This is a genomic window from Azospirillum sp. TSO35-2 (assembly GCF_003116095.1).
Lineage (GTDB): Bacteria > Pseudomonadota > Alphaproteobacteria > Azospirillales > Azospirillaceae > Azospirillum.
The window spans coordinates 2,922,398-2,948,459 of the sequence record NZ_LGRA01000021.1 but is presented as its reverse complement, the minus strand read 5'-3'; the positions used below and the strand labels follow the sequence as shown (position 1 = coordinate 2,948,459).

24 protein-coding genes are annotated in these 26,062 nt (G+C 70.4%); 16 read left to right on the top strand and 8 right to left on the bottom strand.

The genetic code is table 11. The annotated features are described in order from the left end of the window. Positions 1-31: 31 nt before the first annotated feature. Genes TSO352_RS29340 through TSO352_RS29320 form a run of 5 tightly spaced genes read left to right on the top strand, consistent with a single transcriptional unit; the run spans position 32 to position 4,820 of the window. The gene (locus TSO352_RS29340) at positions 32-1,177 is read left to right on the top strand and encodes a methyl-accepting chemotaxis protein (protein ID WP_109110572.1); all 1,146 of its coding nucleotides are present in this window, start codon (positions 32-34) and stop codon (positions 1,175-1,177) included. A gap of 53 nt (positions 1,178-1,230) precedes the next feature. Next, complete coding sequence (locus tag TSO352_RS29335) at positions 1,231-1,536, top strand: STAS domain-containing protein (protein WP_109110571.1); 306 nt, start codon at positions 1,231-1,233, stop codon at positions 1,534-1,536. Between the two features lie 4 nt (positions 1,537-1,540). After that, positions 1,541-2,386: an ATP-binding protein gene (locus TSO352_RS29330; protein ID WP_109110570.1), complete on the top strand. Its 846-nt coding sequence runs from the start codon at positions 1,541-1,543 to the stop codon at positions 2,384-2,386. Further along, positions 2,383-3,639, top strand: coding sequence for a fused response regulator/phosphatase (locus TSO352_RS29325; protein ID WP_109110569.1), 1,257 nt, complete (start codon positions 2,383-2,385; stop codon positions 3,637-3,639). The genes TSO352_RS29330 and TSO352_RS29325 overlap by 4 nt, the downstream gene beginning before the upstream one ends. Next, complete coding sequence (locus TSO352_RS29320; RefSeq protein ID WP_109110568.1) at positions 3,636-4,820, top strand: SpoIIE family protein phosphatase; 1,185 nt, start codon at positions 3,636-3,638, stop codon at positions 4,818-4,820. Before TSO352_RS29325 ends, TSO352_RS29320 begins: the two co-directional genes overlap by 4 nt. A gap of 209 nt (positions 4,821-5,029) precedes the next feature. On the opposite strand, the gene rpsD is transcribed toward TSO352_RS29320, so the two are convergent. After that, positions 5,030-5,644 (bottom strand): 30S ribosomal protein S4, encoded by a 615-nt coding sequence (gene rpsD / locus TSO352_RS29315; protein WP_109110567.1) that lies wholly within the window; start codon positions 5,642-5,644, stop codon positions 5,030-5,032. A 268-nt stretch (positions 5,645-5,912) separates the two neighbouring features. On the opposite strand from rpsD, the gene TSO352_RS29310 reads away from it, so the two are divergent. The 4 genes from TSO352_RS29310 to TSO352_RS29295 all read left to right on the top strand — a co-directional run bounded on the left by TSO352_RS29310 (position 5,913) and on the right by TSO352_RS29295 (position 9,330). Beyond that, positions 5,913-7,061: an NAD(P)/FAD-dependent oxidoreductase gene (locus TSO352_RS29310; protein WP_109110941.1), complete on the top strand. Its 1,149-nt coding sequence runs from the start codon at positions 5,913-5,915 to the stop codon at positions 7,059-7,061. A gap of 154 nt (positions 7,062-7,215) precedes the next feature. Next, positions 7,216-7,728: an Hsp20 family protein gene (locus TSO352_RS29305; protein ID WP_109110566.1), complete on the top strand. Its 513-nt coding sequence runs from the start codon at positions 7,216-7,218 to the stop codon at positions 7,726-7,728. 103 nt (positions 7,729-7,831) lie between these two features. Continuing rightward, positions 7,832-8,053, top strand: coding sequence for a DUF1150 family protein (locus TSO352_RS29300; protein ID WP_109110565.1), 222 nt, complete (start codon positions 7,832-7,834; stop codon positions 8,051-8,053). A 227-nt stretch (positions 8,054-8,280) separates the two neighbouring features. Next, positions 8,281-9,330 carry a hypothetical protein gene (locus TSO352_RS29295; RefSeq protein WP_247872500.1) on the top strand — a complete coding sequence of 350 codons (1,050 nt, stop codon included), beginning with the start codon at positions 8,281-8,283 and terminating at the stop codon, positions 9,328-9,330. Between the two features lie 40 nt (positions 9,331-9,370). Here TSO352_RS29295 and TSO352_RS29290 read toward each other — a convergent pair whose 3' ends face one another. From TSO352_RS29290 to rmuC, 4 genes are all read right to left on the bottom strand, one after another. Continuing rightward, a complete protein-coding gene (locus TSO352_RS29290) occupies positions 9,371-9,574 on the bottom strand; it encodes a hypothetical protein (protein WP_109110563.1) in 204 nt (67 codons plus the stop codon). A gap of 148 nt (positions 9,575-9,722) precedes the next feature. After that, positions 9,723-11,753: a methyl-accepting chemotaxis protein gene (locus tag TSO352_RS29285; RefSeq protein WP_109110562.1), complete on the bottom strand. Its 2,031-nt coding sequence runs from the start codon at positions 11,751-11,753 to the stop codon at positions 9,723-9,725. A 201-nt stretch (positions 11,754-11,954) separates the two neighbouring features. Further along, entirely contained in the window at positions 11,955-12,128 is a 174-nt protein-coding gene (locus TSO352_RS33675) for a hypothetical protein (RefSeq protein WP_199231741.1), read from the bottom strand. A 133-nt stretch (positions 12,129-12,261) separates the two neighbouring features. Beyond that, positions 12,262-13,770 carry a DNA recombination protein RmuC gene (rmuC, locus tag TSO352_RS29280; RefSeq protein ID WP_109110561.1) on the bottom strand — a complete coding sequence of 503 codons (1,509 nt, stop codon included), beginning with the start codon at positions 13,768-13,770 and terminating at the stop codon, positions 12,262-12,264. A gap of 161 nt (positions 13,771-13,931) precedes the next feature. On the opposite strand from rmuC, the gene TSO352_RS29275 reads away from it, so the two are divergent. Beyond that, positions 13,932-14,519 (top strand): NUDIX hydrolase, encoded by a 588-nt coding sequence (locus tag TSO352_RS29275; protein WP_109110560.1) that lies wholly within the window; start codon positions 13,932-13,934, stop codon positions 14,517-14,519. Here the strand turns inward: TSO352_RS29275 and TSO352_RS29270 are convergent. Further along, positions 14,516-15,778, bottom strand: a complete 1,263-nt coding sequence (locus tag TSO352_RS29270) for a ChaN family lipoprotein (protein ID WP_109110559.1) — start codon at positions 15,776-15,778, stop codon at positions 14,516-14,518. The genes TSO352_RS29275 and TSO352_RS29270 overlap by 4 nt on opposite strands. Positions 15,779-16,202: 424 nt before the next feature. On the opposite strand from TSO352_RS29270, the gene TSO352_RS29265 reads away from it, so the two are divergent. Beyond that, positions 16,203-17,894, top strand: a complete 1,692-nt coding sequence (locus tag TSO352_RS29265; RefSeq protein ID WP_109110558.1) for a methyl-accepting chemotaxis protein — start codon at positions 16,203-16,205, stop codon at positions 17,892-17,894. A gap of 232 nt (positions 17,895-18,126) precedes the next feature. Next, positions 18,127-18,864: an SDR family oxidoreductase gene (locus tag TSO352_RS29260; protein WP_109110557.1), complete on the top strand. Its 738-nt coding sequence runs from the start codon at positions 18,127-18,129 to the stop codon at positions 18,862-18,864. 49 nt (positions 18,865-18,913) lie between these two features. Here the strand turns inward: TSO352_RS29260 and TSO352_RS29255 are convergent, their stop codons facing one another. Next, positions 18,914-20,077, bottom strand: a complete 1,164-nt coding sequence (locus TSO352_RS29255; RefSeq protein WP_109110940.1) for an aminotransferase class I/II-fold pyridoxal phosphate-dependent enzyme — start codon at positions 20,075-20,077, stop codon at positions 18,914-18,916. 56 nt (positions 20,078-20,133) lie between these two features. Continuing rightward, a complete protein-coding gene (locus TSO352_RS29250) occupies positions 20,134-21,417 on the bottom strand; it encodes a gamma-glutamyltransferase (RefSeq protein ID WP_247872499.1) in 1,284 nt (427 codons plus the stop codon). A gap of 109 nt (positions 21,418-21,526) precedes the next feature. Here TSO352_RS29250 and TSO352_RS29245 point away from each other — a divergent pair, with 109 nt between their 5' ends. From TSO352_RS29245 to TSO352_RS29230, 4 genes are all read left to right on the top strand, one after another. After that, positions 21,527-22,918, top strand: a complete 1,392-nt coding sequence (locus TSO352_RS29245) for a M48 family metalloprotease (protein ID WP_247872498.1) — start codon at positions 21,527-21,529, stop codon at positions 22,916-22,918. A gap of 156 nt (positions 22,919-23,074) precedes the next feature. After that, the gene (locus TSO352_RS29240) at positions 23,075-24,478 is read left to right on the top strand and encodes an esterase-like activity of phytase family protein (RefSeq protein WP_109110554.1); all 1,404 of its coding nucleotides are present in this window, start codon (positions 23,075-23,077) and stop codon (positions 24,476-24,478) included. A gap of 126 nt (positions 24,479-24,604) precedes the next feature. Further along, positions 24,605-25,384 carry a DsbA family protein gene (locus tag TSO352_RS29235; protein ID WP_247872497.1) on the top strand — a complete coding sequence of 260 codons (780 nt, stop codon included), beginning with the start codon at positions 24,605-24,607 and terminating at the stop codon, positions 25,382-25,384. Positions 25,385-25,397: 13 nt separating this feature from the next. Continuing rightward, positions 25,398-26,045: an HAD family phosphatase gene (locus TSO352_RS29230; RefSeq protein WP_247872496.1), complete on the top strand. Its 648-nt coding sequence runs from the start codon at positions 25,398-25,400 to the stop codon at positions 26,043-26,045. Positions 26,046-26,062: the final 17 nt, after the last annotated feature.

Sequence of the window (26,062 nt, the reverse complement as noted above, 5' to 3'; positions counted from 1 at the left end):
GTTGTCAGTACGGGTTTCAAGGAGTACCAGGATGTCTTTCCCCCACGCCGCGCCGACCGCGACTCTCCCCATCCCGGACGGACCGACCGGCAACGGGGCCTTGGCCGGCCAGGACGGCAAGGTCACCGTCGCGGCCGATCTGCTGTCGACCTGGCTCGGCTTCGCCGACGTGCAGCGCCGCACGCTGGACGTCGTCCAGACCGAGCTGAGCCGCACCTCGGCCCATGTGGAGACGGCGACGCTCGACCTGTCCGACCGCTTCCGCGAGCTGGCCCAGAAGGCGCTGGACCAGTCGGAGCGCGTCGCCCAGATCGTGGCGATGGCCGGGTCGGTCGAGATCGACGGCGAGCGGGTGCCGCTCGACACGCTGGTCGTCGGCATGCAGGACGTCATCACCGACATGGTGACCAACATCGTCACCCTGTCGCGTCACGCCATGAGCATGGTCTACCTGCTGGACGATGTGCAGAAGGACGTGGGCGAGCTGGAGAAGTCGATCGGCGACATCGACACCATCAACCGCCAGACCAACTTCCTGGCGCTGAACGCCACCATCGAGGCCAGCCGCGCCGGCGAGGCCGGCCGGACCTTCGCCGTGGTGGCGCAGGAGGTGCGGCACCTCTCCCGCTCCACCGGCGAGCTGGCGGAGCGGATGCGCACCAAGGTCACCGCGGTGGTCAAGGGCGTGCGCAACGGCCACGACATCCTGCGCCAGATCGCCAACACCGACATGTCGCCGCAGATGCTCGCCAAGGAGCGCGTCGACAAGACGATGGACAGCCTGGTGGAGCAGACCGCCCATTTCCAGTCGGTGCTGGAAACCGCGGCGACGGTGTCGTCGGACATGTCCGCCACCATCGCCCACGTCATCACCGGCATGCAGTTCCAGGATCTGACCAAGCAGCGGATCGAGGCGATCAACGACAGCCTCGCCATCATGAACGCCGGGTTGGGTGAGCTGGAAACCCGCATCCGCGGCGAATTGCCGCCCGGCGTCGTCTCCCGCGAGCCGCGGGAATGGCTGAACCAACTGCTGGACCGCTTCACGCTGAGCGAGATGCGTGAGCGTTTCGTGCGCAAACTGCTTCTGGAAGGCACCGCGCTGGACGAGAACGGCGTGCTTGACGTCGACGTCGGCGGCAGCAACAGTTCGGGCGGAGACATCGAACTTTTTTAACGCATCGCTCGCATTGATTGCGGCACGCTCTACTATCCGGAAAGACGGACGTCATGGATTACGGTATCGAAGTGCGCGACCAGGAAGCGGTTGTCCGTCTGCGCGGTCGCCTGACCTTCAACGACCATGCAAAGTTGCGCACGCTGATCGGCGAGATGGCGCAGAACCCGGCCCGCCGTCAGGTGCTCGACCTGTCGTCGCTGGAGTTCGTCGATTCCGCCGGGATCGGCATGCTGCTGATCGCGCGCGAGGAAATGGCCAACGCCAACAAGCAGTTCATCCTGCGCGCCGCCACCGGCCAGGTGAAGCGGGTGCTGACCGTGGCGCAGATCGCCAAGATCGTTCCGATCGAGGACTGACCCCTTGACCCTCGGCGCCACCCTTCCCGCCGCGGTCCGGACGCGCTTCGACGCCCTGCATGGACCGGCGATGGCCGGATCGCGCCTGGACCGGCTGGCGCAGTCGCTTGGGCTGCCGGCGGTGCCGGCGGACACCACGCCGCCGGTGACGGCGCGCGGCGGCAGCGTCGCCGCGGTCTTCGACGGCACGGGCGGCGCCGATGCGGACGCGCTGTGGCTGCCGCCCTTCGCCGCCTGGATCGAGACGGTCGACGCCGATGACGGGGCGGCCGCGCTGGCGCCGCTGATGGCCGCCGCCGCCGCCGCCGACCTCTACGTCAACCTGTCCACCGGCACCGCGCACGACCTGCAGTTGGGATCGCGGCTGCTGGCCGCCCTGGCCGCCCGCCACCCGCTGGCCACCGAGCGGCGCGACGACATCGAGCTGGCCCTGCACGAGGCGGTGAGCAACGCGCTGGTCCACGGCAACCTGGGCGTCGACGGCATGAAGGAGCTGAGCGCCGCCGAGCTGGAACGCTTCTCCCGCGATCTGGGCGACCGTCTGGCCGACCCGCGGCTGGCCGCCCGCCGCATCGCCATCACCGTGCGGATCGACCGGACGGACGGCAGCAAAGACGGGGGCGGCGAAGACGGCGACTGCGAAGACGGGGGCGGCCCCATTGCCGTGGTCGAGATCGCCGACGACGGTCCCGGCTTCGTCCCGAACGCCGTCCAGCCCGGTGCGCAACCGGGTGCCCCACAGCCGGATCACGGAGCGTCCGGACGCGGGCTCGCGCTGATCGGCACCATCGCCGACGGGCTGGAGATCTGCGACGGCGGCCGCCGTGTCCGCCTGAGGTTCCGGCTGTGAGCGCCGCCACCGCCATTGGACCGGTGCCGGAGAGCCGCCATCCGGCCAGCGACATAGCCGTGGGCCTGGACGCCCCGGGGCTGGACAGCCGTGTCCTCCACGACCAGATCCTCGACTGCCGCATCCTGGTGGTCGACGACACCGCCTTCAACCGGACGCTGATCGGCGCCTTCCTGGACGAAGCCGGGTTTCGCGCCGTCTCCTTCGCCGCCGACGGCCAGGAGGCGCTGGACCGGGTGGCGGCGGCCCTGCCCGACCTGCTGATCCTGGACATCATGATGCCGGGGATGGACGGGTTCGAGGTCTGCCGGCGGCTGCGCGCCATGCCGGAGGCGGCGGACCTGCCGATCCTGGTGCAGACCGCGCTGTCGTCGGGCGAGGACCGCAACCGGGCCTTCGCCGCCGGCACCACCGATCTGGTGTCGAAGCCGCTGGACCGGACCGAGCTGCTGGCCCGCGTGCGCATCCATCTGGAAAGCCGGGTGCTGATCCGCCGTCTTCAGACCTACCGCGCGCGGGTCGAGGCCGAACTGGCCATCGCCCGTTCGATGCAGGAGCATCTGCTGCCCTCCCCGGCCCGCTGCGCGGTGGTCGGCGAGGCCGCCGGCTGCGTCCTGCGCGCCAACACCGTGATCTCGCCGCATCTCGGCGGCGACCTGTGGGGGTTGCTGCCGCTGGCCGGACGGCGCTTCGGCGTCTACCTGCTGAACGTCGCCGGCCGGGGCGTGTCGGCCTCGCTGAACGCCTTCCGCCTGCACACGCTGCTGCAGGAACTGGCGCCCGGCCATGGCGAGGACCCGGCCGCCCTGCTGACGGCGCTGAACGCCCGCGCCGCCGAGCTGCTGGAACCGGGGGAACAGGCGACGATGACCTACGGCGTGGTCGACGGCGGGGCCGGCCGCTTCATCCACGCCTCCGCCAACGGCGCGCCGCCGATGATCCTGCGGGACGACGGTTCGCCGCCGGCCCTCGGCGCCGCCACCGGGCTGGCGCTCGGCATCGCCAGCGGCACCCGCTACCGGGCGGAGACGATGGAACTGCCGCCGGGCGCCGTGCTGGCGCTCTACTCCGTCGCGGTGCTGGAGGCGCTGGACGCCGGCGGCACCGGCATCGGGCTGGGCTGGATGATCGCCGGCGCCGTGGCGGAGGGCGACGGCTTCGACCGCGTCGTGCGCTCGCTCGCCTTCGCGCTGGGCGAGGTCAGCGGCGACGACCACACGCTGCTGTGGATCGAACGGGGGGTCGGGGCATGAGCGTCGAACCGGCCGTGCGCGGAACGCCGGACGGTCTGGAGAGCGCCCGGGTGCTGGTCGTCGACGACAACCGCATCAACCGCCACCTTCTGCTGGCGTTGCTGGAACGCGGCGGCATCACCCTGGTCGAGCAGGCGGAGGACGGCCAGGACGCGCTGACCCGCATGGAGCATTTCAAGCCGGATCTGGTGCTGCTCGACCTGATGATGCCGCACATGGACGGCTTCGAGATGTGCCGGCGCCTGCGCGCCGACCCGCGCTGGAAGGCGCTGCCCGTCCTGGTTCAGTCCAGCCTGAACCGGGCGGAGGATCGCGCCCGCGCCTTCGCCGCCGGGGCGACCGACTATGTCACCAAGCCGATCAACGCGGTCGAGCTGCTGGCCCGCGTCCGCATCCACCTCCGCAAGCGCGCCCTGCTGCGCGACCTGGAGCAGTATCACAGCCGCACCGAGGCGGAGCTGGCGCTTGCCCGCAACATGCAGGTGCGGCTGCTGCCCGGCCCCGACCGCCTGGCCGAGCTGGAAGCGGCGACCGGCGTCGCCGTGGACGCCCATTTCGCCCCGTCGTCGGAGCTGGGCGGCGATTTCTGGGGGATCGAGCGGCTGCCCGGCGGGCGGATCGCCGTCTATCTGGTCGATTTCTCCGGCCATGGCGTCGGCGCCGCGCTGAACACCTTCCGGCTGGACGCCATCTGCCGGCAGGTCGGGACCACCGCGCTGACCCCGGCGGAGTTCCTGGCGGCGGTGAACCGCCGGCTGTGCGGCCTGCTGCCCAGCGGCCAGTTCGCGACCATGCTGACCGGGCTGATCGACCCGGTCGCCGGGGTGTTCCATTACGCGTCGGCCGGATCGACGGCGCCGATGCTGTGGCTGCCGGGCGACGCCGCGCCGCGCCTGGGCGACGGCACCGGCCTGCCGCTGGGCCTGCTGCCGTCGGCCAGCTACGACAGCCGCCAGATGCCGCTGCCCCCCGGCGCCCGCCTGTTCCTCTATTCCGACGCCGCCATCGAGATCCCGGTGGGCACCGACGTGCTGGACGAAACCGGGCTCGCCGCGATGATCGCCCGCCGCATCGACGAGCCCGACAGCGGACGCCTGCTCGCCGGCTTGCTGGAGGAGCTGCGGGCGACCGGCCCGATCGACGACGACCTGACCGCGCTGCTGCTGACGCGCCGGGGCTAGAGTGCGGTCGGTTCAAGCGGAAACGCTTGGACCGTGAATCACACCGGAAACCAGAAGCTTAGAGTCTGCCGTTAGAGTCTGCCGGATGCTTCAGTAGGCATCTGACAGCCTCTAACGGCCCCGCCTGCATCCCGGCAGCAAAAGGACCCCAACAGCAAAAAGGCCGCTCCCGAAGGAGCGGCCTTTCGCATTCGGCAGGAGCCGACCGATCAGCGCGAGTAGAACTCGATGACCAGGTTCGGTTCCATCTGGACCGGGTACGGAACGTCGGCCAGCAGCGGAGCGCGGACGAAGCGGCCCTTCAGGGCGCCGCCGTCGACTTCCAGATAGTCGGGGATGTCACGCTCGTTGGAGGCGGCGGCCTCCAGGACGAGGGCCATCTGCTTGGACTTGGCGCGCACCTCGACGGTGTCGTTGTCCTTGATGCGGGCCGAGGCGACGTTCAGGCGGCGGCCGTTGACCAGGATGTGACCATGGTTGATCAGCTGGCGGGCGGCGAACGGGGTCGGCGCGAACTTCATGCGGTAGACCACGGCGTCCAGACGGCGCTCCAGCAGGCCGATCAGGTTCTCGCCGGTGTCGCCCTTGCGGCGGACGGCTTCGGCGTAGATGCGGCGGAACTGCTTCTCGCCGATGTTGCCGTAGTAGCCCTTCAGCTTCTGCTTGGCCATCAGCTGCAGACCGTAGTCCGACGGCTTCTTGCGGCGCTGGCCGTGCTGGCCGGGGCCATACTCGCGCTTGTTCAGCGGGCTCTTGGCACGGCCCCACAGGTTGACGCCAAGGCGGCGGTCGATCTTGTACTTGGACTCTTGACGCTTGCTCATAACTCTCACGCCTCGTTGGACACGAGTTGATGTTGTCCCGGTAGTTCCAGCCACCCTTTCAGGCGGCGGACGGGGCGCCAAAGAGTGCGCGCGCCCGCGTTCCCAGGAGGTGAAGGCGCGCACAATACCCATGCGCACGCCGGAGTCAAGCGTTGCGATGGCGATGGTGCCGCAGGGCGATGGCGGCGCACCCACGGGTTCCGCTTGCGCGGCGCCACTCTTTTGCGCTCCCCTGCCCGTCTGCGGAACACCGGACGGGGCGATGGCGATGGAGCGGGTGGAGTGCGTGGTCGTCGGGGCGGGGGTGGTCGGTCTGGCGGTGGCGCGCCGGCTGGCGCGGGCCGGGCGCGAGGTCATCCTGCTGGAGGCGGCGGAGGCGATCGGCACCGGCACCAGCTCCCGCAACTCCGAGGTCATCCACGCCGGCATCTATTACCCGACCGGCAGCCTGCGCGCCCGGCTGTGCGTGCCCGGCCGCGACGCGCTCTATGACTATTGCGCCGCGCATGGGGTGGAGCATCGCCGCATCGGCAAGCTGATCGTCGCGACCGGGCCGGACCAGTTGCCGAAGCTGGCGGCGATCCGCGCCCAGGCCGCCGCCAACGGCGTCACCGACCTGACCGAGGTCGACGCCGCCACCGCGCGGGCGTGGGAGCCGAACCTGCGCACGGTCGGCGCGCTGCTGTCGCCCTCCACCGGGATCATCGACAGCCACGGGCTGATGCTGGCCCTGCTGGGCGACGCCGAGGAGGCCGGCGCCATGCTGGCCCTGCACAGTCCCCTGGTCCGGTCGCACCGCACCGAAGCCGGGTTCGAGCTGGAGGTCGGCGGGGCGGAGCCGATGCGGCTCGCCTGCTCCACCCTGGTCAACGCCGCCGGGCTGGGCGCCTGGGCGGTCGCCCGCGGCATGGAGGGCTTCGCGGCGGAGCATGTGCCGCCGCGGGTGCTGGCCAAGGGCAACTACTACGCGCTGGCCGCCGGCCGCTCGCCCTTCTCGCGGCTGGTCTATCCGGTGCCGGTGGAGGGGGGCCTGGGCGTCCACCTGACGCTCGACCTCGCCGGGCAGGCCCGTTTCGGTCCGGACGTGGAGTGGCTGGGCGACGTCGCCGGGCCGATCGACTACGCCGTCGATCCGGCCCGCGCCGACGCCTTCTACGGCGCGGTGCGCGCCTATTGGCCGGGCCTGCCCGACGCCGCGCTGGTGCCGGCCTATTCCGGCGTGCGGCCGAAGCTGAGCGGGCCGGGCCAGCCGCAGGCCGACTTCCTGCTGCAGGGGCCGGGGACACACGGGGTCGATGGGCTGGTCAACCTGTTCGGCATCGAATCACCGGGCCTGACCTCCTGCCTCGCCATCGCCGACGCGGTGGCCGGCCTGCTGGGCGAGCGTCACGAACTGCTGGAGGATAACGTGGTCTGACAAGGCTCCCGCCCCCACTCGGTTCTTGACCGGGAGGGCGCCTCACCCAATCTATAGTCCCGGTGGTGCCGGCATGCGCTGGGCCACCGATCCGCCGGGCGCCGGAAACGGGCCCATGTTTCGCAACTCGCTCCCGTCGTGAGGAGGATGCGTCGTGACGACTCGCCTTTCGCTCTTCAACAGCCCGCTGCTTCTCGGCTTCGACCAGTTCGAGCGGACGCTCGACCGCATCGCCAAGAATTCAGCCGAGGGGTATCCCCCCTACAACATCGAGCAGATCGGCGACGATGGCCTGCGCATCACGCTTGCCGTGGCCGGCTTCACCTCCGACGACCTGTCGGTGCAGATCGAAGACAACCAGCTCGTCATCCGCGGCCGCCAGACCGACGACAAGTCGCGCCTCTACCTGCACCGCGGCATCGCCGCGCGGCAGTTCCAGCGCAGCTTCGTCCTGGCCGAGGGGATCGAGGTGGTGGGCTGCTCGCTCGACAACGGGCTGCTCAACATCGACCTGACCCGCCCGGTGCCGGAACCGAAGGTCCGCACCATCAAGATCGAGCAGCCGAAGGCCGGCAGCGCCGGCGGCGCCCCCCGCACCATCGACGTGTCGGCGGACGGCCTCAATGTCGGTCCGATCGGCGGCTCACTCAGCGGCAAGGACGGCTGATCCCGCACCTTGCCCGCCGGTCCGCCTTGTTCCAGCCACCCTGTTCGCCGAAACTCTGCACGCGCGGCCGCCCATTGGGGGAGCCGCCGGGAGACCCCAGATCATGATCCACGACATCCAGACCCATCTGCGCCAGCTCTCGCCGCAGGATTTCGCCAGCTTCGGGCTGGGCGACGTCGCCTACGTCCGCCCGGTCGAGGTGGACGGCACCGCCGCCTTCGCGATCCACGCGGCCGACGGCACCCCGCTGAGCGTCGTCGCCGACCGCGACCTCGCCTTCGCCGCCATCATCCAGAACGACATGGAGCCGGCCAGCGTCCACTGAGCGCGAGGCTGGTGGTACGGGGCGGGGCCCACACCCTTTGGATTTGGGCGGCCCCGCCCTGTTCGTGTCCGGGTTTCGATCTGTCGCTTTTGCGTTGCAACACGCTTCATCTCGATCCTTGTCAGCCCTGACTGCCGTTGTAAGGTGCCTTCTGCGATACTCGCGGATGCAAGTGCGAAAACGCTGTGGGGGACAGGCGGGTGGATGGTGGGGCGAGCGATACCGCGGTGGATGCGAAGGCCGCGGCGGACGGCGCGAAGCGCAAGGCCTGGGATGACGAGGCGCGCGATTCGCTGCACATCCTGCCCCTGTCCAGCATCCCGCTGGAAACCCCGGGCCTGCAGCACGCCCGGCTGATCAAGAACGTCCGGCTGCAGACCGTGGTGGAGATGTTCCACGACGCCCAGACCGGCAGCGGCCAGGTGACGCCCCGCCACATCCCAGGCTATTTCGAATCCTACAAGGACGAGGTCGAACGCGACCTGGTGAAGATCGAGAAGATCGGCACCGCGTCGAGCTTCGACGTCTATTCCTCGCGCATCGAGCTGCGGCGGCTGAACATCGACGTCAACAACGTCGAATCGCTGACCTTGTCCGACCGCAAGAAGGCGGAGCTGACCAGCTACATGCGGGTCTTCACCCGGCCGCTGATGGAGTATGTCTACGGCACCGAAGAGGTGCACATCGCCGACGTGACCGACATCATCCAGATGTTCGCCAACCCCAACCGGGACGAGGCGCTGCGCAACCTGCGCATGATGGCCGACCGGCTGGACATCGGATTGGGCGAGATCCCACAGTTCCTGGAGGAATACGGCGACATCTTCCTGTCGCTGGCCTATTTCCGCAAATGCCTGGACGAGATCGTGCCGGAGGTGCAGCGCTTCGTCACCTGGATGGGCGAGATCCGCAGCTCCGCCGAGGTGAAGCGCGATTCCCGGCAGATGCGCCTGCTCGACGACATTGCCCGCGACCTGACCGACATCTCGACCTCGATCACCGGCCGGTTCGAGAGCTTCGACAACCGCTCCAAGGACTTCTGGAGCGACATCAACGCCGACACCTTCCGCTCGATCCGCGAGTTGATCGCCTCGCACCACGTCACCATCGGCGGGGTGCTGTGCGGTCTGGCGGTGAAGATGAACCTGTGGAAAAGCCGCTTCGCCCGCGGCGGCGGCGGCCCGAACCGCCGGATGGAGTTCGTGAAGTCGGAGATCCTGCCCGGCCTGTCGCACATCAAGGCGCTGGAGCAGTCGGCCCGCACCGGCCACCTGTAGGCGCCACCTGTAGGCGGTCGAGGGCGCGGGAGCGCCGGCCTCAGTCGAGCGAGAAGATCTTCGGACCGACCCCGCTGTCGGACAGGACGACGGCGAACAGGGTCAGGATGGGGATCACGAACATCAGCCCGATCACGACACGCACGATCATGTCCTTGCGCCGCGCCGACCGGCACAGCGGACAGTCGTTGGGTCCATGCCCATAGTCGGAGCCGCAATAGGGGCAGCCGGTGGTATCGCTCATGACGGACGGGCTTTCGACATGGTCTATCGGCAAGGGCGGACAGCGCCCTTGAACCGCCCTTATTCTGGGCCAACGGCCCTGCCCATCGTCATGAAATCCCTGTCATCTTTATGGATTTGCCGTCGCCGGTGCCTCCCGGGGCCGGCGGTCAGGCCGCGTCGCGGCCCAGCGGCGCCAGCCCGGTGACGGTGCGGCGGAAGCGGTCGGCAAACTGTTGCTGCTCGGCGTCCGGCAGCGTGACGGTGACGTGGAGCCGCGCGGCGGCGCCAACCCCCTCCAGCGCGCGGACCATCGCCGGGACCGGCTCCAGCCCCGGCAGGGCGAGGCGCAGCGAGGCGCCGACGGCCAGCCCGGCCAGCAGCTCCGCCGGCAGTCCGCTGAGCCGCGCTCCGCCTTCGGACGCGTTGTCCACCGTCACCGCCGCCTCGCGCCCGCCGACCATCAGCCGGCCGGGACGGTTCAGCGCGTAGCGGGGGGCGGTGCGGCGGTTCACCTCCGGCGTGGCGGTGCGGATCGCCTCGATCAGGACGCGGCGGAGCTGGTCGATGCTGGCCGCCACCCGGTTGGACAGGGCGTTGACCTCGCTGGCCCGCTCGCCGGTCGTCGTCGCCTCGGCCGAGACGTGGGCGATGCGGCTCGCCACCTCCTGCGCGGCGCTGGAGGTCTGGACGACGTTGCGGGCGATCTCGCCGGTCGCCGCCTCCTGCTCCTCGATCGCCGCGGCGACGGTGGCGGAGACGGTCTCCACCCCGCGCACCCGTTCGGCGATGGCGCGCACCGCGGACACCGCTTCGCCGGTGGTGGCCTGGATGGCGGCGATCTGGGCCTCGATCTCGTCGGTGGCCTTGGCGGTCTGGCCGGCCAGTTGCTTCACCTCGCTGGCGACAACGGCGAAGCCCTTGCCCGCCTCCCCCGCCCGCGCCGCCTCGATGGTCGCGTTCAGCGCCAGCAGGTTGGTCTGGCTGGCGATGTGGTTGATCAGGTTGGTCACCTCGCCGATGCGGGTGACGGCCTCGGCCAGCCGCTGGATGGTCTCCTCCGCGCGCAGCGAGGCGCCGACCGCCTCGCCGGTCATCGCGGTGGCGGTGCCGATCTGGCTGGCGATCTCGCGGATGGAGGCGCTGAGCTGCTCCGACGCGGCGGCGACGGTCTGGGCGTTCGACAGCGCCTGCGTCGCGGCGGCGGCGACGTTCTGGCTGTTGTCGCGGACCGCCTGCGCCGATTCGGCCATGCGGGTGGCGTTGCCGGCCATCTGCCCGGTCTGGCTGGCCACCGCATCGACCGCGTTCGACGCCTCGTGCTCCACCGTCTCGGCCATGCGCTGCAGGGCGGCCTGCTTTTCCCGTTCGGAGCGGTCGCGCTCCTCGTCCTGTTGGCGGCGCAGCCGCGCGGCCTCCTCCGCGTTGTCCTTGAAGACGCGCAGGGCCCGGGCCATCGCGCCGATCTCGTCGCCGCGGTCGGCGCTGGGGATGACGACGGACAGGTCGCCCCGGGCCAGCGTGCGCATGGCGCCGGTCAGCGCGCCCACCGGCTGCACCACCCGGCGCCGGATGCCCAGCACGCCCAGCACCATCACCGCCAGCACCACCGCCGACACGGTCCAGCCCGCGGTCATGAACAGGCGCTCGCGATCGGTGGCGTAGACCTCCGTCTCGCTGTTGTAGCGGTTGGTCTCCTCCACGATCTGGTCGACGACCGCGCGGTGGGCGGCGTAGGCGGCGGCGATCGCCGTGTAGGAGGCGCGGGCCGCCGCCTCGTCCTTGCGGGCCAGCGCCGGCAGGAACTTCGTCTCGATCTCCGCCCAGAAGCGCGTCACCGGTGCGTGGGAGGTCGTGGTCAGCTTGGCCAGGATCGCCGGCTCGAACCGCTCCTTCAGCCAGTAGTCGTGCCGCTCGTCATAATCCTTGCGCAGTTGCGCCAGCCGCGCCCGCCGCTGTTCGACCGACGACGGGTCGTTCATCGCCAGCGTCGTCTCCAGATAGGCTTCGATCACGTATTCCGGCGGCGGCAGGATGTCGGCGATCAGGTCCTTGCCCAGGACGATGCGCTGGTAGATCGGGCCGCCCACCTTCAACTCGCGGAGCGCCAGCGCCCCGGTGACGACCACGGCCAGGAAACCGAGGGTGACCACCACGCCGAACAGGTTGGTCAAGGCGGCGATCTTGAGGGTCTTCAGCATGGTTCACCTTGTGCGAGGACCGCGTGCGACGACGACACGCGCAGAGGGCGGCACAAGGTTTGTTCTCAAATCGAACCGATCGTGACAAGTAAAAAACTTGCTCGATTATCGGGTCGAAAAGAAATGATGTTTCATTGGGCGGGATGCATCTGAATTGTGCAGAGTCTGCGCAAGACGCAACCAAAGTGGCGATTGTGCCACTCAGGCCAAGACCAAGGTGCCGACCCATCCCACCAGGGCAAGGATCACCAGCATCACCAGCAGCGCAACGATCACCGCGTTGGTCCGGCGAATCGAACGGCAGCGTGGGCAGCCCTCCTCTGTCGCGGGGTAACGGTTGGCGCAGCGGTCGCAGCGGACGGTCTGGTCCGTCATGGCGGGTCTCGTAACTGTGAAGGCCGATGGGCGGGTAGCCATAGCACGGACGCCGATGCCCCGCACCGGTGCCGCGGCGCCGGGGGACCGCCGTCCGCCGCGGGAGGGACAAAAGGTCGCAAGCGGCCCCGTTTCAGTCCGCCGCCGACCTCTCGACCGACGTCTCGACCGGCGGCACGCTCCGCAGCTCCGCCGCCTGCAAACGGCGTGGGCTGTGGTCGAGCGGCTCCAGCAATGGAACGTCCGCCCCCTCCGGCACCGCGTGCAGGTCGCGGAAGCGGCGGGCGCTGACCAGGACCCGCGATTCGAGGGTGCCGACCGCGTTGTTGTAGCAGCCGACCGCCTTGTCGAGCTGGCCGCCCAGCCGTTCCATGTGGCCGCCCAGGTCGGACAGCCGCTTGTACAGCTCGGCCCCCAGCGCGCTGATCTCGCGGGCGTTGTCGGCCAGCCGTTCCTGTCGCCAGCCATAGGCGACGGCGCGCAGCAGCGCGATCAGCGTGGTCGGGGTGGCCAGGATGACGCGGTGGTCGATGCCGGCCTCGATCAGCGCCGGGTCCTGCTCCAGCGCGGCGGAGAAGAAGTTCTCGCCGGGCAGGAACAGCACGACGAACTCCGGGCTGTCGTCGAACTGGTCCCAATAGCCCTTGGCGCCGAGCTGTTTCATGTGCTCGCGCACATGGCGGGCGTGGCGGATCATCCCGTCGCGCCGCCCGCCGTCGTCCGCCGCCTGGATGCCGTCGAGATAGCCTTCCAGCGGCGTCTTGGCGTCGACCACCAGGGTCTTGCCGCCCGGCAAAGTGACGACGAGATCGGGGCGCAGCCGGCCCGCCCCGCCGGAACCGCCGCCGGCCCCTCCACCGCTGGTTCCGTCCACCGTCGCCTGTTCGACGAAGTCGCAATGGTCGAGCATGCCGGCCATCTCGCAGACCCGGCGCAACTGGATTTCGCCCCAGCGCCCGCGCGCCGCCGGGGTGCGCAGCGCGCGCACGAGGTTGCCGGTCTCGGTGCGCAGCTGGGTCTGGCTTTCCACCAGCGACAGCACCTGCTGCTTCAGCCCTTCATAGGCGCCGGCGCGCGACGCCTCCAGCTCGCGGATCTGGCGGTCCATCGTCTCCAGCGACTGGCGCACCGGATCGACGATGGCGGCGATGGCGGTCTGCCGCTTGTCGAGGTCGCCCTTCGCCTGCTCCTGGAATCCGGCCAGCGTTTCGCGCGCCAGATCGAGGAAGCTGCGGTTGTTCTGGTGCAGCGCCTCGGCCGACAGCGCTTTGAAGCTGTCGGCCAGCGCCGCCTGCGCCCGTTCCAGCAACGCCAGCTTGTCGGCGGCCGCCACCCGTTCGGCGTCGAGCCGGGTGGAGAGTTGGGCGTGACGCTCGCGCGCCGCCGCCACCTCGCCCTGCAGCCGGGCGATCTGGTGGTCGCGCGCCTCGATCTCCTCGCGCAAATCATCCTCGGTCCGCTCGGCGAGGTCGAGGCGGGTGGCGAGTTCGGCGTGCAGCGCCGCCGCGGCGGCCTCGGCCCGGCCGGCGGCAGCGCCGAGCACGGCCCAGACGACCCCGCCGCCCAGCAGCAGCCCGGCCAACAGCCCGAGCGCCAGCGACAGCCCGTCCACCACCACCCCATTCACCACGAACGGCGCCAACGCGTTTCTCCACACCAAAGACGGGCACACCAAGGACGGGCACAGCCTAGCGGAACGAAACACGAATTGGAACAGGCCGCGAACGGCACCGCGAGGGACCACGGCCGCGCCCGCGCTTTCTCCGCTTGCCCAACGGACGAGGCCGCGCCATATCGGTGCCCATGTCCGACGATGCCTCCAAGACCTCCCCCGACTGCACCCCCGACTGCGGCGGCCCGCGCGTTCGCGCGATCCCGCCCGGCGAGGACCGCGAGCGGCTGATGTGCCCCGACTGCGGCTACATCGCCTACCAGAACCCGCTGATCGTGGTGGGGTCGGTCGTCACCTGGGAGGACGGGCGCATCCTGCTCTGCCGCCGCGCCATCGAACCGCGCAAGGGCTTCTGGACCCTGCCCGCCGGCTTCATGGAGGAGCGCGAGAGCACCCGCGAGGGCGCCGCCCGCGAGGCGTGGGAGGAGGCGCGGGCCACCATCGCCATCGACCATCTTCTGGCGATCTACGACATCCCGCGCATCAGCCAGGTGCAGATGATCTTCCGCGCCCGCCTGCTGTCCGCCGATGTCGAGCCCGGGCCGGAAAGCCTGGAGGTCGGGCTGTTCGCCTGGGAGGACATTCCCTGGGGCGACCTGGCCTTCCCCACCGTCCATTGGGCGCTGCGCGAGCACCACGACCGGCTGGGCCGCGACGATTGCGCCCCCGCCGTCAACCCGACCCCCGACGCGCTGGCCCGCTGGGAGCGGATGCTTTAGCGCGAGGGTTGGCGCGCCGGGTCGGCCGGGAACTTCGCGACGACCTCCCGCTCCGCGCCGTCGCGGCGGATGGTCAACGGCAGCCAAGTGCCCGGCGCCTGCCGCTGCACCACCGCCACGAGATCGGCCGGTTCGCGCACCGGGTTGCCGGCGGCGGCGAGGATCGAGTCGCCCACCATCAGACCCGCCGCGGCGGCGACGCTGCCGTCGCTGACCGCGCCGACCCCGACGCCGGCCACCCCGCCGCCGCCGGGTGAGCGGTCGAGCCGCACCCCCAGCAGCGGCCGCGGCGCCTCGCCATCCTCGCGCGCCGGAGCGAGGCCGAAGACCGCGTCGGCGATCCGGCCATCCAGCGTGTCGCAGTCACGGTCGGCGTCCCACGGCAGCAGGACGGCGGTCTCGGTGATGCCGAGGTCGGCCAACTGGTGCGGCACCCCCTCGCCATGGTCGGCGTGCCCCTCGCCCAGGATGGCGACGACGGTGCGGCCGGTGGTGCGGCGGGTTTCGGCGATCCGCTCCGCCATCGCGCGGTCCCAGACGGTCTGCGCCTCGATGAAGCGCGCGGCGGCGTTGGAAGAGGCGTTGGCGGCGTTGGGCGTCGCACCCTCGGGCTCCGGCCGGTCATGCGCGGCCAGCGCGTCCTTCAGGCGGGCGCGGTAGGCGTCGGACGGCGCGGCGGGCGTGCCGACACCCTCGCGTTCCGCCGGCGGGATGGTGGCCCAGCCATTGCGCGCGGTCCGGCTGATCAGCGACCGCTCCACGTTCAGCGCAACCACCGGCAGCCGGTTCAGCCGGGCGAACTGCAGGATCGGCAGGTAGAACCGCGCGTCGAACCCCCAGACCGTGCGCCAGTCGCTCTGCGTCAGGAACTCCGCCTCGGTCAACTCGCCGGCGACCCAGCGGTCGAGCACCGGCTGGACCCGGCGCGGCAGCATCTCCATCCCGACGGCAAGATCGGGGTTCAGCGCGTGCAGCCCGGCCAGCGTGTGCAGTTGCCAGCGGTGATGGTCCGGCTTGTCGTGCTGCTCCCCCAGCAGGATGGCGGCCGACTCGGCCACCCGGCGCAGCAGCGGCACCGGCGGCACCGGCTTGCCCTCGCCGTCGGCCCAGACGCCGGGCGGGACGCAGCCGGTGCGCGCGCCCTCCGCCGCGGTCGCGGTCCCCGGCGGAGACAGCCCCCACAGGGCAACCGCCAGCAGGCCGGCGCACAGGGGCAGACGTTTGGGGTGGAGACGGTGGCGGACGGGACGGTGGGACACGGGGCGGCTCCGGCGCTGCGGGACTGGCGGCAAGGTTGGGTTTGCGGCGTCCGGCGTCAATGGACAGCGCAACGGATTGCGTCGATTGGCGACAAAAGCAGGAAACAACAGCGAAGGTCAGGCGCAACATACCAACCGCCTCGTCACCAATGACGGAAAGTTCGGCCGTCGTACAGAAAAAGCATCATCTAATTTTCAATGAAGTTTTAAAGTTGATGATATATATCAGTTGTCACCAAGCGCCCCGGCACCTTGCCCAAGAGCCCGTTCGAACGCACGCTATCTCCGGACGCAAATCCCCAGGCCCTCCCACCACTTCGCGGGAGTTGTAGGACAGGTGGAGATTTGCCGACGACAGCACCGCGCCCGCGCGAACTCCGGCCAACGATTGGGGCCATGCATCTTGAACTTCAGGGGTCCTGCCATGGGCGCTCTTCTCTCACGCCTCAGCATTGCAAAAAAGATCTACGCGGTCGTCGGCCTGTTGGCCGTGACGGCGGCCATCCTCGGTTCCCTCGGTGTCGTCGGCCTACGGACTTACGACCAGCGGGTCGACGACATCCAGGTCCTGTCCCAGCGGGCGCTGTTGGGCGAGCAGATGAACAGCCTAGTGTTCAAGGTCGTGATGGACAGCCGCGGCATCTACGCCTCGACCTCCAAGGAGGAGGCGGCGAGCTTCGCCAAGGCGGTCAACGAGTCGACGGCGCTGCTGGGCACCCGCCTGGCGGAGTGGAAGGCCCTGCTGCCGCCCGACCGCCGGGCCGACTTCAAGCCGCTGGAGACGAGCGTCAACGAGTTCGCCCAGCTCCGCAACGAAGCGGCCCGCCTCGGCGTCGAGGTCGGCCCCAAGGAAGCGGCGAAGCACGGCGGCAACGACGTCTCCCGCGCCAACCGCAAGGCCCTGGGCGAAGAGCTTGAGCGCCGCGCGCAGCAGAACCTCGCCGGGATCGAGCGGGCCAACCAGGAGCTGGCGACCTACGGATCCGGCCTGATGACAGTGATGCTGCTGGTCGGCTTCGGCGGGATCGGCGGCGCCGTCGCGGCAAGCGTCGTCATCGCGCGGTCCGGCATCGCCGGTCCGATCACCGGGATCACCAACACCATGTCGAACCTTGCCGAGGGCAATTTGACGGTCGAGGTGGTGGGCGCCGGCCGCCGCGACGAGATCGGCGGCATGGCCCGCGCGGTCGAGGTGTTCAAGCGGAACGCGCTGGACCGCGCCCGGATGGCCGCGGCGGAGGAGGCCGAACGGAAGGCCAAGGAGCTGCGCACCGCCGCCGTCGAGCAGCTGATCGAAGGCTTCGACCGCAGCATGTCCGGCATCCTGCGCACGGTCAGCGCCGCCGCGACCGAACTGGACGCCACCGCGCAGAGCATGTCGCTGACCGCCGAGCAGACCAACAGCCAGGCCTCCAGCACGGCGGCGGCGGCCGAACAGGCGTCGGTCAACGTGCAGACGGTGGCGTCGGCGACCGACGAGCTGTCGGCATCGATCCGCGAGATCAGCGCGCAGGTGACGCGCTCCACCGACATCGCCGGCCAGGCGGTGGGCGAGGCGCAGGCGACCAACACCCGCGTCCAAGGGCTGGTGGAGCAGGCCCAGCGCATCGGCGACGTGGTCAAGCTGATCACCGACATCGCCAGCCAGACCAACCTGCTGGCGCTGAACGCCACCATCGAGGCGGCACGGGCCGGCGAGGCGGGCAAGGGCTTCGCGGTCGTCGCGCAGGAGGTGAAGAACCTCGCCAACCAGACCGCCAAGGCGACCGACGAGATCGCCGGCCAGATCGCCTCGATGCAGCAGGCGACCAGCGAGGCGGCGGCGGCGATCACCGGGATCGGCGGCACCATCGGCTCGATCAACGAGATCGCGACCTCCATCGCCTCGGCCATCGAGGAGCAGGGGGCGGCCACCGGCGAGATCGCCCGCAACGTGCAGGAAGCCTCGCGCGGCACCGAGGTCGTCACCGCCAACATCACCGAGGTCAGCCGCGGCGCCACCCAGACCGGTTCGGCGGCGACCCAGGTGCTGGGCGCGGCCGGCGAGTTGTCCCGCCAGTCGGAGATGATGCGCAGCGAGGTGGAGCGCTTCCTGGACGGCATCCGCGCCGCCTGACCGTCGCCCAACCGCCGCCGGGACTGGCCTTCGGGCCACCGGCCGGAGCGGCCGGGGGTGGAGACGGATGACAGAGCGGGCGGCGGCGGGTAGGATCGTGACCGGCGGTGGAACGCCCCGCGGACGGCCGGTTCCGGTGTCCGCATCGGCAACCCAAGCGGCGCCGGTCCCTCCGCCGCCCGCCACCGACCGCCCCCACCGACCGCAACGATTTCGTGAAGCGCAGCCCCCAATGCCGCACCGTAAGACCGTCATCCTGACCGGCGCCAGCCGTGGAATCGGACACGCCACCGTCGCGCGCTTCAGCGCCGAAGGGTGGCGTGTGATCTCCTGCTCGCGCGAGGACGTGCCGGCCCATTGCCGGCGCGACCCCAACTGGACCCACCACATCCCGACCGACCTGTCGGACCCGGCCAGCCGCGCCGCCTTCGTCGAGGAGGCGAACAAGGCGCTGGACGGCGCGCCGCTGCACGCGCTGATCAACAACGCCGGCATCTCGCCCAAGACCCCGATCAAGGAACGGCTGGGCTGCCTGAACGGGTCGCTGGAAGGCTGGCACCGGGTGTTCGAGCTGAATTTCTTCGCGGCCCTGGTGCTGGCGCGCGGCTTCGCCGCCCCGCTGTCGCGGGCGAAGGGGGCGATCGTCAACGTCACCTCGATCGCCGGCCATTCGGTGCACCCCTTCGCCGGCTCGGCCTATTCGACCTCGAAGGCGGCGCTGTCGGGCCTGACGCGCGAGATGGCGGTGGAATTCGCGGAGATCGGCGTCCGCGTCAATGCCGTCGCCCCCGGCGAGATCGAAACGGCGATGACCGGCCCGGAATACGACGTGCTGATCCCGCGCATCCCCCTGAAACGCATGGGCAAGCCGGAGGACGTCGCCGCGGTGATCTTCTACCTGTGCGGCCCCGACTCGTCCTACGTGACGGGCACGGAAACCTTCATCACCGGCGGCCAGCACCTGTTCTGAGCGGGGTTGGGGGGGGCCGCTGCAGCAGCCCCCAAACCTCCAAAGCCCCCTACTTGCCCGCCCGCCACGCGATCAGCCGGCGCGCCGCCTCGGCGATCGTCGTTTCCGATCCGGCGAAGCTGAAGCGCAGGAAGCGGCGGCCGCGGGCGGGATCGAAGTCGATGCCGGGGGTGCAGGCGATGCCGGTCTCCTCCAGGATGTCCTTCGCCAGCGCCTCGCTGTCGTCGCTCATCTCCGACACGTCGGCGTAGATGTAGAAGGCGCCGTCGGCCGGGGCCAGCTTGTCGAAGCCGGCCTTCGGCAGCTCCTCCAGCAGCAGCGCGCGGTTGCGGGCGTAGCGGGCGACGTGGCCGTCCAGTTCCGCGGTGCAGTCGAAGGCGGCGACCGCCGACACCTGGCTCAGCGTCGGGGCCGAGATGAACAGGTTCTGCGCCAGGCACTCGACCGACCGCAGCAGGTCGTCCGGCACGATCATCCAGCCCAGCCGCCAGCCGGTCATCGAGAAATACTTGGAGAAGCTGTTGACCACCAGCGCCTGCTCGTTCACCTCGGCCGCGGTGACGGCGGCGGTGCCGTAGGTCAGGCCGTGGTAGATCTCGTCCGACACCATGCGCACGCCGTTGGCGCGGCACCAGTCGGACAGGGCGGTCAGCTCCTCCCGGCTCAGCATGGTGCCGGTCGGGTTGGCCGGGCTGGCGACGATCAGCCCCTGCACCGGCTCATCCAGCGCCTCCAGCAGCTCCACCGTCGGCTGGAAGCGGTGCTCCGGACCGGTCGGCAGTTCCACCGGCTCGACGCCGATGGCTGTCAGGGTGTGGCGGTAGGCGGGATAGCTGGGCGAGGCCATCGCCACCCGGTCGCCCGGGTCGAAGGCGGCGAGGAAGCCCAACTGGAACGCCCCCGACGAGCCGGTGGTGACGACCACCCGCCGCTCCGGCACATCGACCCCGTAACGATCCTTGTACCATTTGGCGATCGCCGCGCGCAGCGGCGGGATGCCGAGCGCCCCGGTGTAGCCCAGCGGGTCGGTCCCGACCACCGCGGCGGCGGCGGCCTCCACCACGCCCCGGGGCGCCCCGCTGGAGGGCTGGCCGACCTCCATATGCAGGACCTCGAGCCCGGCGGCCTCGCGCTCGGCGGCGGCGCGCATCACTTCCATCACGAAAAAGGGCGGGATCGCGCCCCGCTTCGACACTTTGGGCTGCTTGCTCATGATTTTCGGTCTCTGAACCTTGGAAAACGTCCGGATGCCCGCGGCCGGCGGCGCCGTCATTCGCGCGGGCGTTCGCTTTCAACCGTCAGCGCCAGGCTGTTGGCGCGCGGGTCGTTGGCCGCCTGGCAATAGCGGATGCCGTCCTCGAACGACACCCGGCAGCCGACGAAGGTGACGCGTCCCGGCACGCTCTGCGGACGCGACGCCTGGATCTCCGACGCCGTCGCCTTGGCGTCGAGCGCCGCCGGCAGCGCGGCCGACAGCAGCGCCGCCGGGCCGGCGGCCGGGCCGTCGTTGCCGGCGGCGGTGCCGACACCGGCGAACATCGTGCGACCGACGATGGAGTTCGCGATCAGCGCCGGCGTGCCGAAGCCGCCGCGGTCGACCCCCTGGGCCACCAGCATGCCGGTGCCGGGGATGCCGCGGCCGGTGCCGAACGGCGCGCCCTGGGTGAAGGCGCAGGCCGCCCCGTTCTCCTCCGCGTCGATCACCATCACCCCGGCGCCGGCCGCAGTCGCGCCGGCCCCGGTGGCGCCCAGCAGCTGCGCGGCGCGGGTGGCGCGCTCGGCCGGCGGCAGGCCGGCGACCGCCTTCCAGGCCTGGACCAGCGCGGCGCCGGCTTCCGGCTCGTTCAGGTCGGCGACGTGCAGGTCGGTGATGTCGAAGGGCACCGTCAGCGTGCCTGCGACGCGCGGCTGGTAGGCGCGCAGTTGCGCCGGGTCGATCCCCATGCCCTGCGCCACCGTGGTGGCCAGCGGCCCGCTGTAGAAGGCGCCGACGCCCTGGCGGCGGATGATCGACAGGGTCGCCGCCAGCTCCGGCTGGGCGACCGTCGTGCCGACCGCCGGTGTCCCGCCGGCGAGGAAGCGGCGGCGCGCGTCGGAGTCGGGAGCCAACCGGCCGCCGAAGCTGCCGAGATCCTGGACCAGCGCCCGGCTGAGGCCGGGAGAGAATTGCGCCAACTGCTCGGCCGGGGCGACCACCTGCTCCCAGCGCAGGCCGCCGGTCGACGCCTGGACGGCGTACAGCCCGCGCAGCATGCCGGGGGTGGCGACGCCGCCCGCGCCGGCCGGACGCGGCAGGAAGTCGATGGTGCGGGCCTTCTTCGACGCGGCGTCGAACAGCACGCAGACGCCGCCGCCGGTCAGCCCGACGCGCGACGGCAGGCTGGCGGTCATCGCCAGCGCCATCGCCGCGACGGCGTCGCCGGCCTTGCCGCCCTGGGTCAGCATGTCGCGGCCGATGCCGGCGGCGTAGGGCTCGTCGGCGGCGACGAAGCTCTGCACCGTGGCGTTGGTCTTGAACTTGGTGTTGACGCAGCCCGGAAGCAGTGCTGCCACTATGGCAACCGCGCCCAACCGTCGCCAGATTGTCAGGCGAGAGTGTCGCGGTCCGGAGTTCCGCCGGTCACGCGCGGGGTCCCGCTGTTCCAAGCCGGAGGTCGTCACGGTGCGCAAGCCCAGCAGGCTGGTTTCGGTCGTCGCCATCATGTCCATGTGTCTGGTGTCGCTGGTGTGGGGAGCGCCACCGGCGAGCGCGCAGCGCCGCCAGGAGATGCAGATCCTGAGCGACGCCGAGACGGACCATATCATCCGGAAGATGGCCCGGCCAATCTTCCAGGCGGCGGGGATCGATCCCGACTCGGTCCAGATCCTCCTGATCAACGATTCCACGGTCAACGCCTTCGTCGCCGGCGGGCAGAACATCTTCCTGCACACCGGCCTGCTGCTGACCGTCGACAACGCCGACCAGCTGCTGGGCGTGATCGCCCACGAAACCGGCCACATCGCCGGCGGCCATCTGGTCCGCGGCGCGGACGCGATGGAGAACGCCTTCCTGTCCTCGCTGATCGGCATGGGGCTGGGCATCGTCGGCGGCATCGCCTCGCGCAACGCCGGGGCGGGCGCCGCCGGCCTCATGCTGGGCCAGCATCTGGCGGAGCGGAACTACCTGTCCTTCTCCCGCAGCCAGGAGGCGTCGGCGGATCAGGCCGGCCTGTCCTTCCTGGAACAGTCCGGCATCTCGGCCATGGGGATGGAGACCTTCCTGGAGAAGCTGGGCGTCGGCGAGCCGCTGATGAACGACCGCGACGCCGGCTATCGCCTGACCCACCCGCTGACGCGCGAGCGCATCGACGCGGTGAAGGCCTTCGTCGCCCACTCGCGCTACACCAACGCCAAGCTGCCCAGCGCGACGGAAGCCGACCTGCAGCGCATCCAGGCCAAGCTGTACGGCTATCTCGACCCGCGCGGCGCCCTGCTGCGCTACAAGGCGAACGACCCGTCGCCGGTGGCGCGCTATGGCCGGGCCTACGCCTATTTCCGCCAGGGCGACGTGAAGCAGGCCGCCCCGCTGGTCGACGGGCTGATCGCGGAGGAGCCGAAGAACCCCTACCTGCACGAGATGAAAGGGGACCTGATGCTGCAGACCGGACGCGCGCCGGACGCGGTGGCCCCGTATCGAAAGGCGGTGGAACTGGCTGGTTCCGAAGCCGGAACGATCCGCGTCTCCCTCGCCCACGCCCTGCTGGAGCAGCACGATCCCCGTCTGGCGGACGAGGCGCTGAAGAATCTGCAGATCGCGTCCAAGGGCAAGGCGCAGTCGTCCTTCCTGTGGCGGCTGAGCGCGCAGGCCTGGAGCATGAAGAAGAACGACGGCATGGTGGCCTACACCACGGCGGAAGAGGCGCTGGCCCGCGGCGACCTGCCGATGGCGAAGGCGCAGGCCGAACGGGCGGAAAAGCTGCTGCCCGCCGGGTCGCCCGGCTGGATCCGCGCCCAGGACATCCGCGGCCAGACCGGCAGCGGTGCCGACGGCGACAAGGACAGGCCGCCGCGCTGATCCATCCGGCATGACCGCCTATGACGAAAGCATCCTTCCGGTAACGCAACGGTCATCGAACCGTCCCCGCCGCGTCATCGCCGCTTGCTATTCCGCATAGGGAGAGCGCGCCCGCCGTCCGGCCGGCGCGCGGTCCTGATCCGGAGTGCACCCGTCATGCCGTCACCGCGCCGCGGCGCCCTGCTCGCCACCGCCGCCCTGCTCTGCTTCGGCCTCGTCACCACCGCCGCCCGTGCCGAGGACCGGCCGGTCCAGCGCTTCACCGCCACCCTCGCCGGCCACGCCCTGCTGCCGGCGGCGACGCTGGTCGCGCCGCCGGCCGATGCCGGGCCGCTGTTCGCCACCGCCGGCAAGTTCACCGCCGCCGACCGCAAGCGGGTCGACGCGGTCGGCAGCCTGCGCGCCACCTCCTTCGCCGCCGACCCCAAGGCGCCGCGCGAAACCGAAATCGCGCTGCCGGTCGCCGGCCAGGCGGTGCAGGGCTTCTCCGCCGTGGTGCCGCAGGCCAACGGCGAGTTCCTGGCGCTGACCGACAACGGCTTCGGCAGCAAGGTGAACTCGGTCGACGCGCTGCTGATGGTCCATCGGGTCAAGCCGGACTGGCAGAGCGGTGCGATGCAGCGGCTCGACACCATTTTCCTGCGCGATCCCGACCGCAAGGTCCCCTTCGCCATCGTCAACGAGAACAGCACCGCGCGCTATCTGACCGGCGCCGATTTCGACCCGGAATCGCTGGTGGTGCAGGGCGACCGCCTGTTCATCGGCGACGAGTTCGGCCCCTACATCCTGGAACTGAGCCGCGACGGCGTCGTCCAGGCGGTGCATGAGACGGTGATCGACGGCAAGCCGGCCCGCTCGCCCGACCATTACCGCAACAACGCCCTGCCGGCGGTGCCCGGCACCGTCGCCTTCGAGGTCCGCCGCTCCCGCGGGTTAGAGCCGATGGGCGTCTCGCCCGACGGCAAGACGCTGTACCCGTCGCTGGAAGGCCCGCTGTGGAACGCCGCCGCCAACGCCTTCGAGAACAAGGACGGCCGCTTCTACACCCGCATCCTGGAGTTCGACGTCGCCACCCGCACCTACACCGGCCGGTCGTGGAAGTACCGGCTGGAGGACAACGCCAACGTCGTCGCCGACATGGCGATGATCGACGCCGGCAGCGCCGTGGTGATCGAGCGCGACGACACCACCGAAGGGGCGAAGACCCAGGCCTGCAAGGGAGAGGCGAAGCCCGACTGCTTCAACGCGCCGGCCGCCTTCAAGCGGGTCTACAAGATCGACATCGCCGGGGCCGACGCCGACGGCTTCGTCCGCAAGGTCGGCTACATCGACCTGACCGACATCGCCGATCCCGACCACAAGGCCCGCGCCGGCGAGGCGCCGGAAGGCCGCTTCGTCATGCCCCACCTCGGCCCGGAGGGCGTGGCCGTCGTCGATGCCGACCACATCGTCGTCGTCAACGACAACAACCTGCCCTACTCGACCGGCCGGACCATCGGCAAGGCCGACGGCGACGAGATGGCGCTGCTGTCGGTGGGCGAACTGCTGCGGGCGCGGTGACGGCACGCCCGGCGATCACGCTCTTGTGCAGTCTGGGCGTGCGCTTTGCGCTTGTCCGGGCCTGATTGTCGGTCCAGTGTGGGCGGCCTTCGTTGATCTTTTTCCCGTGCCGGAGACCGCCCACCCATGCGTCCGCATCTGCGCCCCGCCCTGCCGTTCCTGCGTTCCGCCCTGCTGGCGCTGCCCGTCGCGGCGCTGGCGCTGTCCGCCGTCACCCCGGCCCGGGCGCAGTCGGCCAGCTTCGACAGCAGCCAGAAGTCGGCCATCGAAAAGATCGTCCGCGACTATCTGATGGAGCATCCGGAGGTCATCCTCCAGGCGGTCGACGCCATGCAGGAGCGCCAGAAGACGGCGGAGGCCGAACGCGCCCGTCAGGCGCTGACCGAGAACCGGCAGGACCTGACCCGCAACCCGGCCGACCCGGTCGCCGGCAACCCGCAGGGCGACGTCACGGTGGTCGAGTTCTTCGATTACCAGTGCGGCTACTGCAAGGCGGTGCAGGCCGACACCCAGAAGCTGATCAAGGACGATCCCAAGCTGCGCTTCGTCCTGAAGGAATTCCCGATCCTGGGCCCGGCGTCGGTCGTCGCGTCGAAGGCGGCGCTCGCCGCCCGCGCGCAGGGCAAGTACATGGAACTCCACACCGCCCTGATGGCCCAGCGCGGCCAGTTGGACGAGGCCGTCATCATGCGCCTCGCCAAGTCGGTCGGGCTGGACACCGACCGGCTGAAGAAGGACATGGAATCGCCCGACGTGCTGAAGGTCATCGCCAGCAACCAGGCGCTGGCCGAAAAGCTGAACATCCACGGCACGCCCGGCTTCGTCTTCGGCGACGAGCTGGTGCCCGGCGCGATCAAGCTCGACGACATGAAGCGGCTGGTCGAAGCCGCCCGCGCCAAGGGCTGAGGCGGACCGTTCCATGACCGGAATGAACGAGACGGGCGTTGCGCCCGCCACCATCACGCCCACCGTCGTCGTCTTCGACATCGGGCAGGTGCTGATCGAATGGGACCCGCGGCACCTCTACCGCGAGCTGTTCGACGGCTACGAGGACCTGATGGAGGATTTCCTGGAGCGGGTCTGCACCGCCGCCTGGAACCTGGAGCAGGACCGCGGCCGGCCCTGGCGCGACGCGGTCGCCCTGCTGACGGAGGAGCATCCGGACTGCGCCGAACTGATCCGCGCCTATGACGACATGTGGGAACGCATGGTGCCGGGACCGATCCCCGGCACGCCGGAGATCCTGGCGGAGTTGAAGGCGCGCGGCGTGCCGGTCTACGCCATCACCAACTTCTCCGCCGACAAGTTCGCGCTGACCCGCAAGCGCTTCGACTTCCTGAACGGCTTCGACGGCATCATCGTGTCGGGAGAGGAACGGCTGGTGAAGCCGGACCCGGCGATCTACCGGCTGCTGCTGGATCGTTACGGACTCGACGCGAAGCACTGCTTCTTCATCGACGACAACCCCGACAACGTGGAAAGCGCGCGGTCGGTCGGCATGTCGGCCCACCTGTTCCTGGGCGCCGAGGCGCTGCGGCGGGATCTGACGGAGCTGGGGCTGCTGTAGCGTTCGGCCCCGCCGCT

Excerpts from the sequence above, each read along its gene's own strand:
- TSO352_RS29265 (WP_109110558.1), top strand. The coding sequence starts at position 16,203 with ATGGGCGCTCTTCTCTCACGCCTCAGCATTGCAAAAAAGATCTACGCG.
- TSO352_RS29235 (WP_247872497.1), top strand. The coding sequence starts at position 24,605 with ATGCGTCCGCATCTGCGCCCCGCCCTGCCGTTCCTGCGTTCCGCCCTG.
- TSO352_RS29255 (WP_109110940.1), bottom strand. The coding sequence starts at position 20,077 with ATGAGCAAGCAGCCCAAAGTGTCGAAGCGGGGCGCGATCCCGCCCTTT.
- TSO352_RS29285 (WP_109110562.1), bottom strand. The coding sequence starts at position 11,753 with ATGCTGAAGACCCTCAAGATCGCCGCCTTGACCAACCTGTTCGGCGTG.
- rpsD (WP_109110567.1), bottom strand. The coding sequence starts at position 5,644 with ATGAGCAAGCGTCAAGAGTCCAAGTACAAGATCGACCGCCGCCTTGGC.
- TSO352_RS29290 (WP_109110563.1), bottom strand. The coding sequence starts at position 9,574 with ATGAGCGATACCACCGGCTGCCCCTATTGCGGCTCCGACTATGGGCAT.
- TSO352_RS29260 (WP_109110557.1), top strand. The coding sequence starts at position 18,127 with ATGCCGCACCGTAAGACCGTCATCCTGACCGGCGCCAGCCGTGGAATC.
- TSO352_RS29320 (WP_109110568.1), top strand. The coding sequence starts at position 3,636 with ATGAGCGTCGAACCGGCCGTGCGCGGAACGCCGGACGGTCTGGAGAGC.
- TSO352_RS29240 (WP_109110554.1), top strand. The coding sequence starts at position 23,075 with ATGCCGTCACCGCGCCGCGGCGCCCTGCTCGCCACCGCCGCCCTGCTC.
- TSO352_RS29340 (WP_109110572.1), top strand. The coding sequence starts at position 32 with ATGTCTTTCCCCCACGCCGCGCCGACCGCGACTCTCCCCATCCCGGAC.
- TSO352_RS29335 (WP_109110571.1), top strand. The coding sequence starts at position 1,231 with ATGGATTACGGTATCGAAGTGCGCGACCAGGAAGCGGTTGTCCGTCTG.
- TSO352_RS29310 (WP_109110941.1), top strand. The coding sequence starts at position 5,913 with ATGGAGCGGGTGGAGTGCGTGGTCGTCGGGGCGGGGGTGGTCGGTCTG.
- TSO352_RS29300 (WP_109110565.1), top strand. The coding sequence starts at position 7,832 with ATGATCCACGACATCCAGACCCATCTGCGCCAGCTCTCGCCGCAGGAT.
- TSO352_RS33675 (WP_199231741.1), bottom strand. The coding sequence starts at position 12,128 with ATGACGGACCAGACCGTCCGCTGCGACCGCTGCGCCAACCGTTACCCC.
- TSO352_RS29230 (WP_247872496.1), top strand. The coding sequence starts at position 25,398 with ATGACCGGAATGAACGAGACGGGCGTTGCGCCCGCCACCATCACGCCC.
- TSO352_RS29275 (WP_109110560.1), top strand. The coding sequence starts at position 13,932 with ATGTCCGACGATGCCTCCAAGACCTCCCCCGACTGCACCCCCGACTGC.